The organism is Gluconobacter sp. Dm-73, from assembly GCF_018256215.1.
Classification (GTDB): Bacteria; Pseudomonadota; Alphaproteobacteria; order Acetobacterales; family Acetobacteraceae; genus Gluconobacter; species Gluconobacter cadivus.
In genome coordinates, this window is sequence record NZ_JAERLW010000006.1 from 220,832 (window position 1) to 235,574 (window position 14,743).

Here is a 14,743-nt window from a genome sequence, read left to right on the forward strand (position 1 = left end):
GCATGTCCGACAGTCTGGACAAATCCGCCCTCGATAATTCGGTCTCCAAGATCGAGGACAGCCAGCCTGACCCATCGGACGTTCTGAACCGCGCACAAAACGCCATGACCCGTGGCGCTCCGGAAGAAGCCCTCGCCATAGCGCGCGCGCCTCTTGATGGAAGGCCTGAGATCCCGGCCCTGCATTACGTCAGGGCGCGGGCATATTTTCATCTTCGTCGCTATCAGGACTGCGCGGTGGAGCTTGAAGAGGCCAGTACGAATACAGGGCCTCATGCGATTTCCCTGCTGCTGGATGAAGCTGTTGCCATGCGGCGGCGGGACGATCTTGTCCCGCTTTTGAAAATCTGCCGCAAGCGCAAGCCTGACGATTTTCGCCTGTTGAATGCCGGAGCCGCCGTCCTGATCCAGCTTGCGCGGTTTGATGAGGCCGAACTGCTCCTGCGCCTGAGCCTGCAACGGCGCCCCGAAGATCCGGCCACCCTCAATCTGCTCGCTTTGCTCCTGACAGAAACCGGCCGCTTCGACAGCGCGCTTTCAGTCATGGCCCGTTTGCGGGACGCGGACCCGCAGGATTGGGAACCGCTCTGCAATATGGCCTGCATTCTCAGCAACATGGGCCGGATGGAAGAAGCCGCCAATCTGTACCGGCAGGCCGTTCCGATGGCGCCCCAGAATGCCCGCCTGCGCCTGAACCATTCCATCACCATGCTCAAAAGCGGCCGGATGGCTCAGGGCTGGACAGAGCATGAATGGCGCTTCGGTCTCCCCGGCCATACCAGCATGCCGCTGGATCGCCTGTTGCCCAACATTTCTCCATCACTGGACCTGAGGGGCAAGCGCATCCTCATCACGCAGGAGGAGGGTTTGGGCGATACGCTCATGTATCTGCGCTACATCCCGCCCCTCGCCCGCACGGGAGCCATCATTCATATCTGGGGCACGGAAACGCTGGCTGCGATCTGCGAACGCGTGGCCGGGGTTTCGGAAGTGCAGTTCGGAGGTGAGACTCCCGAGTATGACTATCATTGCCCGTTCATCAGCCTGCCCCGCGCCTTTTCGGGAACGCCGGATGCCATGGGAGCGCCCGTCCCGTATCTCAGCGCCGATCGGCAGAAAGCCGAAGCATGGCGCCAGCGGTTTCAGGATGATCACAAGTTGAGGGTCGGGCTGGTCTGGGCCGGAGCAGCACGGCCCGAAGATACGGCGGCTCTTATGGTGGATCGTCAACGCTCCATGCCGCTCTCGGAGCTTGCACCTCTGGCCGGGATCGAAGGTGTGAGCTTCTATTCCCTTCAGAAAGACACCCCTGCCGAACAGATCCCGGATTTTCCTGCCGCGCTCGTGAATGTCATGCCAGACTGTCACACGATGGATGACACGGCGGCCCTGATGGTGAATCTCGACATTATCGTCTCGGTCGATACGTCAGCCGTTCATCTGGCCGGGGGTTTGGGCAAGCCCGTCATCATGATGGACCGCATCAACAACTGCTGGCGCTGGCTGCACGGACGGGATGACACCCCTTGGTATCCACAGATGCGGATCGTCCGCCAGACCCGTTTTCAGGACTGGTCGGACGTTGTGGCGCGGGTCAAACAGCTTCTCGAAGACGCCGTTGCTGCCCGGCAGCACAAACCTCAGTAACTGTAGCCATAGGACAGGCCGATGCTCGACCCCGGATCGTTCTCCGGCGTCGTGAAGCCCGTGACCTGACCACCCGTTCCCACCGTCGTGTTGAACTTCAGGCGCTTCGTCAGGTCGATCTGCACCTGAGCCTGTGTGCCCGAGCCGGATGTCGCCTGTTTGGCGCCGACATAGACGCCCTTCATGACGTATTTTCCGGCCTCGACACTGGTGCCCCCGTTATCGACACCGCTGCCGCCACCAACAGCCAGGCGATCCAGCCCCAGCAGGTTCTGAACCTTGGCCAGCGGATCGAACGCCGAGCCACCTGCAAGCTGCACGACCGCCGCACCCAGTTCCGCAAGCTGCGTCGTGGAGAGCGAATGCGTGTCTGTTCCGAACAGCAGGATGGACAGGACCTGATCGCGCGGCAGGCTGGGCGAGGAGACGAAATCCAGTTTCGGTGCACTGGCATAGCCCGTCACCAGAAGGCTTGCGAGCGTGCCGCTGGCATTGCGGTCCGCCCGGAAATCCAGCGTCGGATCGAGTTTATGGTTCACGCCCGAGCCGTTGAACGCCACGCGCCCGTTCGTAAAATTGAGGTTGATCCCGCCCAGATTAAAATTGCCGCGCTTGAGATCAAACCCGCCATTGATCAGAGGCGCCGCACTCGTCCCGCGAATCCGCAGACGCCCCTGCATTTCAGCGAACACACCGTGCCCGCGCACGAAGAACTCGCCGGGGGAAATCACATCCACGCCCAGTCCGATGATCAGGCTCGATCCCGTACCGGAAGCCGGCTTCTGCCCCGGACGAATCACGTCGAGCTGGGGCACGGAGGCAGGCATGGAATTCGGAATATTGACGGTCGCGTTGGGAATATTGACCTTCCCGTCCACATCTAGCCGTGTCGTGGCCTGACCGTGGATGTGCAGATCGGTATTGATCGTGGCAGTCAGCAGTTCGCTGGAGACGGGACGGGCTTTGTCGGAGGTAATGTGCAGATCGACAGGCAGATCGGGCCGGAAAGCTCCGACCGTGCCGTCGAGCGTGATCGTGCCGGGACCTGCATGGGCGATGATATGGTTGACGTTGATCGTATCCCCCGAGGCAACGAGGGCCCCGTTGATCCGGCTGAGATGCACGCCCTGCGCGTAGTTGTCGAAAGAGGCGTTCTCCAGCCCGATCTGGCCTGACGCCCGCGGCTGCGCGGCTGTCCCAGCGACATTGAGGTTGATGCCGATTTTCCCGGCCACAGCCATGCCGTTCGCGCCCAGAACGGCATTTGCAACCGACAGATCAACATGACCCGTGGTGGCTAGGGCGATCGCACCCGTTTTGGAAAGCGGCGCCGTTCCGTGGACGGCCAGCGCGACGGACGGGCCTGCACCAAATGTTGCATCCACCTTCGCGGAATGTCCCGCAAGGCCGAGATTCGCCAGAATCTGCGCCGCTGGAAGGGATGCCGCCGGACCGGTCTTCATCCGCAGATCACGCCCGTTAAGCGAGACCGTTCCGGTCGGAGCATCCAGCGTGCCGCCCAGTTTCGCCGCAAGCGAGATCGTACCAGTGGCTGACAGATCCGGCGCGAAAGGTTTTGCGATGGCCGGTGTGAGGTGATCCAGACGCGCCGTGAGCGCGAGTGCGGGCTTGAACGTGCCCGCAATATCGACCGTTGCAGGCGCTACACCCTGAGGTGCGAGGGTCGCCACCAGATGATCCACCCCCATCGTATCGCCAAACGATACTACCGCAGGATGGCTCAGACGCAGGCCCTCTCCCTTGACCAGAGCCGCCAGTCGGCCGAGGCGCACCGTCTTTTCGGGGACGTTCAAAACAAGGGCGGTGTCGATATTGGCCGGGGCATCCATCACGTTCTGGAAAGCCGCATTCAGCGCGACGGCCATTGCGGTCTGAGGTCCCTTGATCGTGGCGTGTGCCCTGCCCGTCATGGCCTGATAGCGCAGTCCGGCGAGATCCAGCACCAGAGAGGGTTCTGGCGCATCAATCGGGTTCGCGATGGTTCCGCTGACCTTGAGAGACTGGACTGCGGCCTGCGCCATGCCCAGCATGCCGTCCAGCCCGACCTTGACGACAGGCGGCGCGCCCTCTGTTTCCGTCGTGTGCAGTCCCAGCGTCAGATGGCCGGAAATCGCCTGCCCGATCAGACGGCGGAAATCACCCAGATTGCGGATCGAGACGTCCAGATCCCCGAGCGGCACCTTCGCCCCTTTGGGGAGACGCATCTTACCTTTGCCGCTCAGGCTGTTCCAGCCCAGCGTGTTGAGATCCAGATGATAAGCCCCTACGTCGTCCTGCTGGAACGCGGTATCAAGCACCAGTGGCGCATGATCGAGCGTCCCCTTGGCCGTCAGCGCGCCTGCCGGATGAGACGGCAGATGCTGGACATCGGCATGGAGCGTCACGGGGCCTTTCGCCACGTCTTTCGTGCCGAATTCCCCGCTCAGATCGGCCTTGACTGCCAGATCGTCCGTCGGACCATCGGCCGTGGCGGTCAGCGTCGTGTTGCCAAGAATGGCGGGGCTGGCCTTGGCAAGATCCGGAAGCTGAACAGAAGCCTTCGTCTGCATCCGGTTGCCATGCGCCATGTCGATCACGGACGACACCAGCATGTGCAAGGCCGCCCCATCCAGCGCGAAACTCTTCAGCGTCAGGACATTGGCTGGAGATTTCGCCAGATCGAGCGAGAACGTGCCGCTTTTACCGATCAGGTTCAGGGCCTGCGGCTGGCCGCCCGTGATTGCAAGCGTTCCCGTGCTTTTCAGCGTCAGGTCATCCTGTTTCGTCACCGGCATGGCAAAATCTGCATGCAGTCCGGCTGTGCCGCTGAGATCCGTGCTGCCCGTCGCCGCCAGCGGATGCAGATCCGGCAAAGCGAGGTCCAGTTGGCCTTTCGGTGCAGGCTTCAGATCGGCCGTTGCAGCAGCGTGCAGAAGCGGATGATCCAGCTTCGCCACAACCGGAACAGAGGTCGCCAGCGGATGCGCCAGAACGTCCAGCGTCAGCGGTGCGGACGCCAGAAGCGTGGGCTGTGAGCCCGGAATGCGCAGACCATCCAGCACAGCCGCCAGATGAGCGGTCGTGTCTTCGGGTCGTGTACCTTCCACACCGTCAAACCGCGCATGCAGATGCCCGATTCCGGCCCCTGCTGCGGTCAGGGCATCGATATCCAGCACGCCCTGACCGTTCGGCGCCATGAGCGGGCCATGTAGATCCGTGTCCAGCGCGATGCTGTTCCACGCAATGCCCGGACGCAGCGTCATGGACGGCGCATCCGCCTTCACATGCAGGTCCGCAACCATGCTCAGCAGGTTTATCGTTCCGCTGGCGACGGCCTTCACCGGCCCCGCACCCAGACCGAAATCCAGCACAGCCGCCGTACGCGGCCCGTTGAGATTCAGATGCAGATCCAGCGGGTCAAGCTGCGGCATCTGGCCCAGCGTGGTGGCGAAGCCGTTTTCGCCCTCATGATATCGCACGCTCACCGCGATGCGGTTTTTGGGCGTCTCGACACCAAGCGTCAGATTACCCGGCTGATCCAGCCGCTTCAGGGCCAGAGCGATGTCCATGACCGGGAGCGTGCGGATTGTCACACCGTCCAGAAACGGCGCAATGCTGTGGATATGGGCGTGTCCGTCCGCTGAAAAAACGGTCGGGGTAACGGTATAATCCGGGCTGACTTCCAGCCGTCCGACATGCAGCGAGGTCAGATCGACCCGCAGATGCAGCTTTGACGGCGCAGTATTGGCAGGTGTCGGCTGCGCGGGCGTGGTGTCAGGAGCCGACACCATCTTGCGCAGAACGGCCACACGCGATGCACTCAGACTGGTAATCTTCGCATCCAGATGCAGCAGCGACAGTGGCGACCAGCGCAAGTCCGCGTTGTCCAGTTCGATCCAGGGGCCTTTCTCATCCTTGATGAGGAGTTTCGTCACCGCCAGATGTTGCGGCAGAAAGCCCGAAAGCCCCGAAATCTCGACCATGCCACCCGTTAGCGGGCCGATTTTCTGCTCAATCAGCCGTTGCCCAACAGGCAGGTTGATCCCGACCAGAACGCCTGTGACCGCCACGGCAACCAGCCCCGCAGGGACGATGACCAGACCGGCCGCGACACGGAGAAGAACCTTGCGAACCCGCATCAGAACGTCTCCCCGAGGCCGAAATACAGTTCCCATTTATCGCCCTGCGGCGGCCGGTTCATCGGCAGCGCCACGTCCACGCGGATCGGACCGATCGGCGTGAAATATCGCACGCCCCCACCATATCCGACCCGGAGCGTTCCCTGCCCCGGACGCGATCCTGTCCCGACCTGCCCGGCATCCACGAACCCGGCAAAACCCAGATTCATCGGCAGACGCTGACGGAATTCGACACTCCCCGCATCCATGGACGTCCCGCCGATCGCATATTTTGTACGACCGTATTGCGGCCCCACACCCTGATAGCGAAAGCCGCGCACTGTTGCCGGACCACCGGCGTAGAGCCGCTGATCGGGCGGGATCTGATAGGTCGACGCCCCCTGCACGGAGCCGACGATACCTCTGACCGCAATCACGCTGCGACCGGGTCGGGAAATCCCGAGATGGTGCAGATCGAAATAGGTCGAGGCTTGTGCAGAGAGAAGCGTGAAGAACGTCGAGCCGCTTTCCAGCGATTCCGACGGCGTGATGGACAGTGATGCCCGCACGCCATGGGTGGCCGGGTCAATCGGGTTGGTCAGACGCGTGTTGTCGAATGTCGCATTCAGGGGGGCTGCGACGATGAAATAGCTCCGTGTGTCGCCGAACTGCTTGATCTGCTCCTGCTCGCCCATCAGGCTACCCGAAAGGTTCCAGTATTTCCCGACATGACGGTTCAGCCCTGCACGGGCGATAATGGCGGTCTGGTGATAGGAATAAAGAAGCTGGCGGACGCCTTCGAGACGCACGCTCAGATTCTGCCCTTTCGACAGGAAATCCGGCTTCATGAAATCTGCATAGACATCATAGCCCAGCCCCTGCTGCGCGGAGCCGCCAAGCCCCGTGACCAGAGCTGTCAGTTTTAGCTGCTCGGCATTGCCGAACAGATTGTGATGCGTCCAGCTTGCGCCCAGACGGCCACCGAGATCGGTCGAATAGCCAACTTCAGCGGACAGCGTACGCCGCTTGGCTTCCTTGAAGCTAAACTCGATGGGCATGGCCTGAAGAATCCCCGGCATCAGGGTGCGGCTGGGCGGCAGGGTAATGATGGGCGGGGCATTGCGGACTTGCACGGACGCAAACACACCCGTACTCACCAGATCCTGACGCGCGGCCTCGATCCGGGAGGGGCGATACAGTTCGCCCTCTTTCAATTCCAGCCGGTTACGCAGGAAACTCTGGTTGGTGTGAACCAGACCCTCCATCCCGATGGGACCGATCACCACCCTTGGCCCGCGCTGAACACGGAACACGATATCGAGCTTTTGGGTCTGAGGCTCCAGATAGGCCACGGGCGTCGAGACGCTTGCAGTCGCGTAGCCGTCTTCCTGAAGCTGATTGAGCAGGGTGTTCTGAGCGGCCAGAACGGTCTCGGCCACTGCTGGCTGGCCGGAGGACAGATCAAACGCCTTACGCTCATCTGGTGCGAGCGTGACGGGCTGAGACTGTGCAACGGCCTGCGCGAAGGTTACCGGAGCAGTGGCGGCAGGAGCGGCTTCGGTCGGGACTTTGGTTTTGACTTTGGACGTGGAGGCCTTCGTGGTGGGCGCTTTCGCGATTTGAGAGCCTGCTACGGGTGCCGGTGCGGCAGCCTTTTCGAGGGGCGCAAGGAGCGCGATGCTTCCAAGACTGAAACGTGGTCCGAGCGTGCTGGAAATCGTGATGGCGACTTTCTGGTTCTTTTCCAGCGCCTTGAGAATATCCGGCAGGGATGGGTCCTTGCCGTCCACGACCCGCGTCCCGACCTTGACGCTGATCTGCACGGAACCCGCATAATATCCCTGCGATTCCAGCGCGATATTCACCCGGTCGTAATCGCTGCGGATCCGCCCGGCGAGCGCATAGGCCCCGACGGCATGGGACGTCTGAAGGGACTCAAGCTGGGATGATGCGCTGATCGCGGCATCCAGTTCCGGATGCTTCGTGGGGGTCAGTGTCACGGTGTAAGGGATGACGGGCTCGGAAATTCCATCTGAAACCGGCTGAGCGGTCGCAGCCGTTTTGGGTGCCTTCGCATACAGGGGCAACGGCGCACAGAACACCGTTACGACACCCAGCATGCAGGACATCGAAGCGACTGACACAGAATAAGAAACTGAGCGGCGGCCTGACTTCACCGTGCGTCCTGAAAATCTGTCTTGAGGGCATTTCCGGCCTGTAAAAGCCGGATACGGGCGCGCAGACCGAACGACAGGACTGCATAATCCGAGGAACCTTGCACGGCGCTCCCTGTCAAGCCCTTCACGACGGAGACAGTCCGGAAAAATGCTCTGTTTGAAGGCGTGGAAACAAACAAGATTGTGTCGTCCCTGCGAAAACCGTATCACTCAGCACCCATGTCCCATCGTGATGCCAAGACCCCGAAGAGCCGACGCGGTCACAACCGTCCCGTCGTGGATGAAAATGCCGCCTTCCCGGCTTTTCAGCCGACAACATCCACATCCTTCTACAGCCGTCTACGCTGTGCGCTGCGCCTGTCCCTCGTCCTGATCTGGACGTTCTGGGCGTGCAGTCTTCAGGCCGTTCTGGTGCGTCTGCCCGGGCGGTTGAAAATCATGATGCCGCGCATTTACTGGAGAGGCGTGTGCCGGATTCTGGGCATCAAGACAAAAGTCATCGGCCAGAGCGCGGGTGGCGTCCGGACTGCAAAGGACGTCCGGAACGGCAAGCGCCCGGTGGTGTTCGTGGCCAATCACTGCTCCTGGCTGGACATCGCCATTATCGGCAGCGAGCTTCCTGTCGTGTTCGTCGCCAAGGGTGAGGTCGGCAAATGGCCCCTCATCGGCACGGCGTCCCGTCTGGGCCGCACGATTTTCGTCAGCCGCAACCGTCAGGATACCGGCCGCGAGCTTCAGGAAATGGCCGCACATCTGTGGGATGGGGACGATATTGTTTTGTTCCCCGAAGGCACGTCCTCGGACGGCTCGCGCGTTCTGCCGTTCCTGTCGTCGTTTTTCGCGGTCGCGAAACCCGGACGTCTGGAAAAAGTCGGCCTGCCCAAGGCCCCGCCCGTTCTGATCCAGCCCGTTTCCGTCGTTTATGACAGTCTGGAAGGCCTGCCGGTCGGACGAAGCCGCCGGAATGTGTTTTCATGGTATGGCGACATGGACCTTGCGCCGCATCTCTGGTCTTTCGGCCAATGGCGGACCATGGGAGCGTCTCTGATGCTGCATGAACCGATCACGCCGGATGAGTTCCTCTCCCGCAAGGACCTGTCCCGCGCGACGTTCGAGGCCGTCAATACCGGCGCAGCAGACCTCCGCCGCGGCCAGCCCAAAGCGGCCAGAGCCTGAAATGCAGGCTGCAATCCGGTCTGCCATCAGGTTTATCTTGACTTGAAGCCTGCCTCCACGCCACTTTCGGATTATGACACGGCGGCAACCCGGCTTTCGTGTCCGGAGGTGGTATTACCCATTCAGGCCCGTCTGATCATCCGTCGGCCCGTTGCGCTCGGCCAGCCGTTCACCAGAACAGGCTTGACCCCGAGGATGCCTGCCCCGATGTGTGTGCCTGATTCTGCCATTCCCGGATCGAGACCTTGACCGCCACGCCGAACTCCCCAGCCACGCCCGCTTCTTCCGATCCCGCGTCTGCCGTGCAGGCGCCGCGCGGCCTTCATGTCATCACATGGGGCTGCCAGATGAATGTGTATGACAGCGCACGCATGGCCGATGTCCTTCGTCCGCTGGGATACGGACCGGTCGAGCGTCCCGAAGACGCGGACATGGTCATTCTCAACACCTGTCACATTCGCGAACGGGCAACGGAGAAGGTCTTTTCCGAACTCGGACGGCTGCGCAAAATCCGTGACGAGCGGATCGGAAATGGTCAGGATCGGACCATCATCGCGGTGGCAGGCTGCGTCGCGCAGGCTGAGGGCGAGGTCATTCTCTCCCGCGCGCCCTATGTCGATCTGGTGCTCGGCCCGCAGACCTATCACAAACTGCCCGAAATGGTGGCCCGCGCCGCCCGTGCGGGTGGTGCGGTGATCGAGACGGATTTCCCGGTCGAGCAGAAATTCGATTTCCTGCCCACGGATGCTGCCCCCCAGACGCAGGGCAACCTCACGGCGTTCCTCACCATTCAGGAAGGCTGCGACAAGTTCTGTTCGTTCTGCGTGGTGCCCTATACCCGTGGCGCGGAGACGAGCCGCCCGGTGGCTTCCGTTCTGGCGGAAGCACGGCGGATGGCCGAAAGTGGTGTGCGTGAAATCACGCTGCTTGGGCAGAACGTGAACGCTTATCATGGCGATAACGGCAACGGCGGAAGTGCAACGCTGGCGGGGCTGGTCGAGCAGCTCGCGCAGATCCCGGGCCTGGGCCGCATCCGCTACATGACGTCCCACCCCCGCGACGTGGATCAGAGCCTGATCGACGCACACCGGGACAATCCGGCACTGATGCCGTTTCTGCACCTGCCAGTGCAGAGCGGTTCGGACCGGATTCTCAAGGCCATGAACCGTGGTCACACGGCGGACGAATACCGCGAGAGCGTCCGCAAGCTGCGCGAAGCCCGCCCGGATCTGGCCCTGTCGTCCGATTTCATCGTCGGTCATCCCGGCGAGACGGAAGAAGATTTCGAAGCAACCATGCAGCTCGTGCGCGATATCGGTTTCGCCATGGCCTACAGCTTCAAATATTCTCCCCGTCCGGGCACACCCGCCGCAGGCCAGCCGATGCAGGTGCCCGAGGACGTGAAGGATCGCCGTCTGGCCGAGTTGCAGGCGCTTCTGCGCGAACAGCAGGACGCCTTCAACGCCGACATGGTCGGGACGGTGCAGGAGATTCTGGTGACGAACCGGGGCCGCAAGCCCGGGCAGATCGCCGGGCGCTCGCCTTACCTCCAGCCTGTTCACTTCGACGGCCCCGATCATCTGATCGGCTCCACCGTCAAGGTCGCCATCACCACACGCCGCACCAATTCTCTGGGCGGCACCCTGATCCGGGAGACAGCCTCCGCTTGCTGACAACGCACCCGACCCGTCCCGTCGCCACCAGCAGTGGCTCCGAAGGCAACCGCACCGTTGCCCTGCGTTTCAACGACAACATCCTGCTCCAGCGCCTGCTGGGAGACCATGACCGGCATCTCGTCCGGCTGGAGGAAGGGTTCAACGTCAAGCTGTCCTGTCGTGGCAACAAGATTGCCATTTCTGGCGAAACGGATGCGGTCGGGCGGGCGCAGGCGGCCATCATCGCACTGTACAACCAGCTCGAACAGGGCGGCACGATCGATGCCTCGCAGGTCGATGGCGTCATTCGCCTGACCGCTCTCCCGAGCCGTCCGGAGCGCCCGGTCGATACACGGCAGGTTCGTCCGGCTCCGGAAGAACGCCAGCGCGGCCATGCGCCCCGCCGCCCCGAAAAAGGCAACGGCAAGCCGCAGACCCTGCCTGCCGCTCCGTTCGGGGACCTACCCGCCATCCGGACCAAACGCGGTGTCATCGCGCCGCGCTCGCACGGTCAGGCCGCCTATATGGAGATGCTGGCCAATACCGACATGGTGTTCGGGATTGGTCCGGCTGGCACGGGCAAGACCTATCTCGCAGTCGCACAGGCCGTCGGCATGCTGCTCGCCGGACAGGTGGACCGGATCGTGCTGTCACGCCCGGCCGTGGAAGCCGGTGAGCGCCTCGGCTTCCTGCCCGGCGATATGCGCGAAAAGATCGATCCCTATCTGCGCCCGCTCTATGACGCCCTGCATGACATGATGCCGGGCGATCAGGTGGTGCGCCGCATGGGAACGGGTGAGATCGAAGTGGCGCCGCTCGCTTTCATGCGCGGACGCACGCTTGCTCATTCCTACGTCATTCTGGACGAAGCCCAGAATACGACTGCAGCCCAGATGAAGATGTTCCTCACCCGCATGGGCGAAGGCACACGCATGGCCATTACGGGCGATCTGAGTCAGATCGACCTGCCAAGTGGTGTATCATCCGGTCTGCGCGAAGCGGTCGAGACCCTTGAAGGTATCAAGGGAATCGGCATAACGCGTTTTTCTTCCGAAGATGTGGTGCGCCATCCGCTGGTTGCCCGTATCGTCGATGCCTATGAACAGAAAGCGCCAGCCCCCCGGGACGTCTTCCGGAACAGGCTGCGCCGGGAAAACAATGGAACCTCCAAGTCGACACGCCGGCACTGACATCATCATCGAGGACGCGCGCTGGCGCGCCTCGGTGCCGGGAACGGAGCGCGCAATCCGGCGCGCTCTCGTCGCGGTCGCCCGCCAGGGTGGCCCCGATTTCACACAGTCTCCGGCCCCTTCGATCCTTCTGGCAACGGACAGGGTCGTCAAGCGCCTCAATGCGCGCTTCCGGGACAAGAACAAGCCCACGAACGTCCTGACGTTCGAGCCACTTTCGCCGGAGCATGGCGGAGATATCGTTCTGGGCTACGAAACTGTCCGCAGGGAAGCAGATGCCGCACGACGCTCACTGAAGGCGCATCTGTCGCATCTTGTAGTGCATGGCGCGCTGCATCTTGCCGGTTATGATCATCACCACCCCGGTGAAGCTAGGGAAATGGAGGGGATCGAGACCCGGACGCTTCGGTCCCTCGGCTTTGGCGATCCATGGCAGCAGGGCAACGGGCAGATGGCGGGGAGTGTCCGGATATGAGTGACGATACCAACGACCGCTTATCGGAAGAGTCGGGCAAAAGCCGCTCCTCACGCGGACTTTTCGGACTATTCAACCGTCGCAACCGCGATCAGGGCCTGCGCGAATCCATCGCGACCCTCGTTCACGAAGCCAGCCAGCCGACCGAGGATTCCAGCGACGAGCCTGAACTCGACCGGCAGGAACGTGCCCTCATCATGAACGTGCTGCGCCTGCGCGACATCACGGCTGATGACGTCATGATCCCACGCGCAGACATTATTGCCATGCCCGAGGCTCTCCCGTTCGGCGAAGCGCTGGACCTGATGCGTCGGGAAAACCACTCCCGCCTTCCGGTCTATCGCGACCAGCTCGACGACATTGCGGGCATGATCCATGTGAAGGATCTGATTGCCTATGTCGGCGAACCAGACGCCTTCGACATCCGCCCGCTGCTCCGTCAGCCACTGATGATCGCGCCCACGATCCCGGTGCTGGACCTGCTGCTCCAGATGCGTCAGCGCCAGATGCACATGGCCCTTGTCATTGACGAATATGGCAGCATCGACGGGCTCGTGACGATCGAAGATCTGATCGAAACCATCGTCGGCGATATTTCGGACGAGCACGACGATCCGGTGACGACCATGTGGGTTGAGCGTCCGGACGGATCTTTCGATATCGACGCCCGCCTTCCCGTCCGGCAGCTTGAGGAGCGGCTTGGCGCCGTCCTGACGGATGCCGAACGCGAAGCCGAAATCGAAACGGTGGGTGGTCTGGTGTTCCGTCTGGCCGAACATGTCCCGGCCCGGGATGAAGTTCTGACGCATGAAAGCGGTTTGGAATTCCGCGTCCTAGATGCAGACGCCCGGCATATTCGCGCCCTGCGCATGCGGGTTCCGGAAGGCTGGGAGAACAAACCTCTTCCCACCATCAAGACACAGGAAGACGACCGGGGCTCTTGACGGAGCCGCGTGTTCGTCGTTCGAGTATCACCATCGATTCCAGCGGAGCCCCGTTCATGCCTGCCGCCCAGCTTCTCGGCCGCCGTACCCTCCTCGCCTCCGGAATGGCTCTCGCGGCCATTGCGGCGGCACCGTTCGCACGGGCGGACGATGTGCCCGCCAGCGACCCGCGCATGGGACCGCGCGTTATCGGCTCGCCGGATGCGAAGATCATCGTGGACGAGTGGTTCTCCCTGACATGCTCGCACTGCGCCCATTTTTCGAAAGAGATCTTTCCGCAGATCCGCAAGAACCTGATCGACACAGGAAAGATCCGTTACCGCTTTCATGATTTCCCGATCGATCAGGTCGCCCTGTTGGCCGCTATGGTAGCCCGCTCCCTGCCAGTGGACCGCTACGAAGCCTTCGTGACGGATCTGCTGGACCATCTGGACGAGTGGGCGTTCGCACAGAATATCGATCCGGTTGCCGAACTGAAGAAACGCACTGCCCTGTTCGGGATGAATTCTGCGGAATTTGACCGGATCAACGCAGATAATGCCCTGCGCGAGGCCATTATCAACAAGCAAGATCACGACGGCGCTTTCCTCCAGATCCAGGGCACGCCATATTTCCGTATCAATGATGTTCCCGCGCCCGACGTGGTCGGGAGCTATGATGATTTCGCAAAAGCAGTCGCAAAGGCTTCCTGAATGACCCGTCTTTCCCTTTCCCGCCGCTTTTTCGTCTCCGCCGCTCCGGCTCTTGCTATTGCGGGAACCGCTGCTGGTACGGCCCACGCCGCCGATGCAAGCTCCACCGACGCCCGATTGAGCCCACGCATTCTCGGCAACCCGAATGCCAAGGTTCTGGTGCAGGAATGGTTCTCGCTGACATGCACGCATTGTGCGCATTTCGCGACGGAAGAATTCCCCAAAATCAAGGAAAAGCTGATCGATACGGGAAAGATCCGCTATCAGTTTCATGATTTCTGCGGTGATCGTGTTGGCCTGACAGCGGCCATGGTGGCCCGCTCTCTGCCGGAAGAACGCTACGTTCCGTTCATTGAGGCCCTGTTCTCCAGCCAGATGCAGTGGGCTTTCGCCGCAGGTGGCGACCCGATGCAGCGCCTTCAGCAGATGTCTGCCCTCGCCGGCGTCTCGGCAGCCCAGTTCGACGCCATCAGCAAGGACAATGCCTTCGCCGAGGCGCTGTTTGATCAGGTGAAGAAGGACGCGGACACCTACAACATCCAGGGTACGCCGTATTTCCGCTTCAACAATACGCATTACGACCAGGACCCGGAAACCTACGAAAAGTTTGCCGATCTTGTCGCCAAGGCGTCCTGATCCACCTCTCTAGGACCGGTATTTCCCTCCCCTG

The 14,743-nt window shown here is 61.8% G+C and carries 10 protein-coding genes; 8 read left to right on the top strand and 2 right to left on the bottom strand.

From position 1 onward, the window contains the following. Positions 1-2 precede the first annotated feature (2 nt). Entirely contained in the window at positions 3-1,646 is a 1,644-nt protein-coding gene (locus JK176_RS08310) for a tetratricopeptide repeat protein (protein ID WP_211587420.1), read from the top strand. Here JK176_RS08310 and JK176_RS08315 read toward each other — a convergent pair. Both JK176_RS08315 and JK176_RS08320 read right to left on the bottom strand, forming a co-directional pair. Next, on the bottom strand, positions 1,640-5,785 hold the full coding sequence (locus tag JK176_RS08315) for a translocation/assembly module TamB domain-containing protein (RefSeq protein WP_211587421.1): 4,146 nt from the start codon (positions 5,783-5,785) through the stop codon (positions 1,640-1,642). The two genes, JK176_RS08310 and JK176_RS08315, sit on opposite strands and share 7 nt — an antisense overlap. Next, the gene (locus tag JK176_RS08320) at positions 5,785-7,893 is read right to left on the bottom strand and encodes an autotransporter assembly complex family protein (protein WP_211587422.1); all 2,109 of its coding nucleotides are present in this window, start codon (positions 7,891-7,893) and stop codon (positions 5,785-5,787) included. The genes JK176_RS08315 and JK176_RS08320 overlap by 1 nt, the downstream gene beginning before the upstream one ends. 267 nt (positions 7,894-8,160) lie before the next feature. Between JK176_RS08320 and JK176_RS08325 the strand changes: the two genes are divergently transcribed. The 7 genes from JK176_RS08325 to JK176_RS08355 all read left to right on the top strand — a co-directional run bounded on the left by JK176_RS08325 (position 8,161) and on the right by JK176_RS08355 (position 14,709). Continuing rightward, positions 8,161-9,117 (top strand): 1-acyl-sn-glycerol-3-phosphate acyltransferase, encoded by a 957-nt coding sequence (locus JK176_RS08325; protein ID WP_211587423.1) that lies wholly within the window; start codon positions 8,161-8,163, stop codon positions 9,115-9,117. 245 nt (positions 9,118-9,362) lie between these two features. Continuing rightward, a complete protein-coding gene (gene miaB / locus JK176_RS08330) occupies positions 9,363-10,790 on the top strand; it encodes a tRNA (N6-isopentenyl adenosine(37)-C2)-methylthiotransferase MiaB (protein WP_211587424.1) in 1,428 nt (475 codons plus the stop codon). Further along, a complete protein-coding gene (locus JK176_RS08335) occupies positions 10,784-11,962 on the top strand; it encodes a PhoH family protein (protein WP_211587425.1) in 1,179 nt (392 codons plus the stop codon). Before miaB ends, JK176_RS08335 begins: the two co-directional genes overlap by 7 nt. Continuing rightward, positions 11,931-12,437 (top strand): rRNA maturation RNase YbeY, encoded by a 507-nt coding sequence (gene ybeY / locus JK176_RS08340; protein WP_062110379.1) that lies wholly within the window; start codon positions 11,931-11,933, stop codon positions 12,435-12,437. Before JK176_RS08335 ends, ybeY begins: the two co-directional genes overlap by 32 nt. Then, positions 12,434-13,381, top strand: coding sequence for a hemolysin family protein (locus tag JK176_RS08345; RefSeq protein ID WP_211587426.1), 948 nt, complete (start codon positions 12,434-12,436; stop codon positions 13,379-13,381). The genes ybeY and JK176_RS08345 overlap by 4 nt, the downstream gene beginning before the upstream one ends. Before the next feature lie 56 nt (positions 13,382-13,437). Beyond that, on the top strand, positions 13,438-14,073 hold the full coding sequence (locus tag JK176_RS08350) for a thioredoxin domain-containing protein (RefSeq protein ID WP_194261650.1): 636 nt from the start codon (positions 13,438-13,440) through the stop codon (positions 14,071-14,073). Then, complete coding sequence (locus tag JK176_RS08355) at positions 14,074-14,709, top strand: thioredoxin domain-containing protein (protein WP_211587427.1); 636 nt, start codon at positions 14,074-14,076, stop codon at positions 14,707-14,709. Positions 14,710-14,743: the final 34 nt, after the last annotated feature.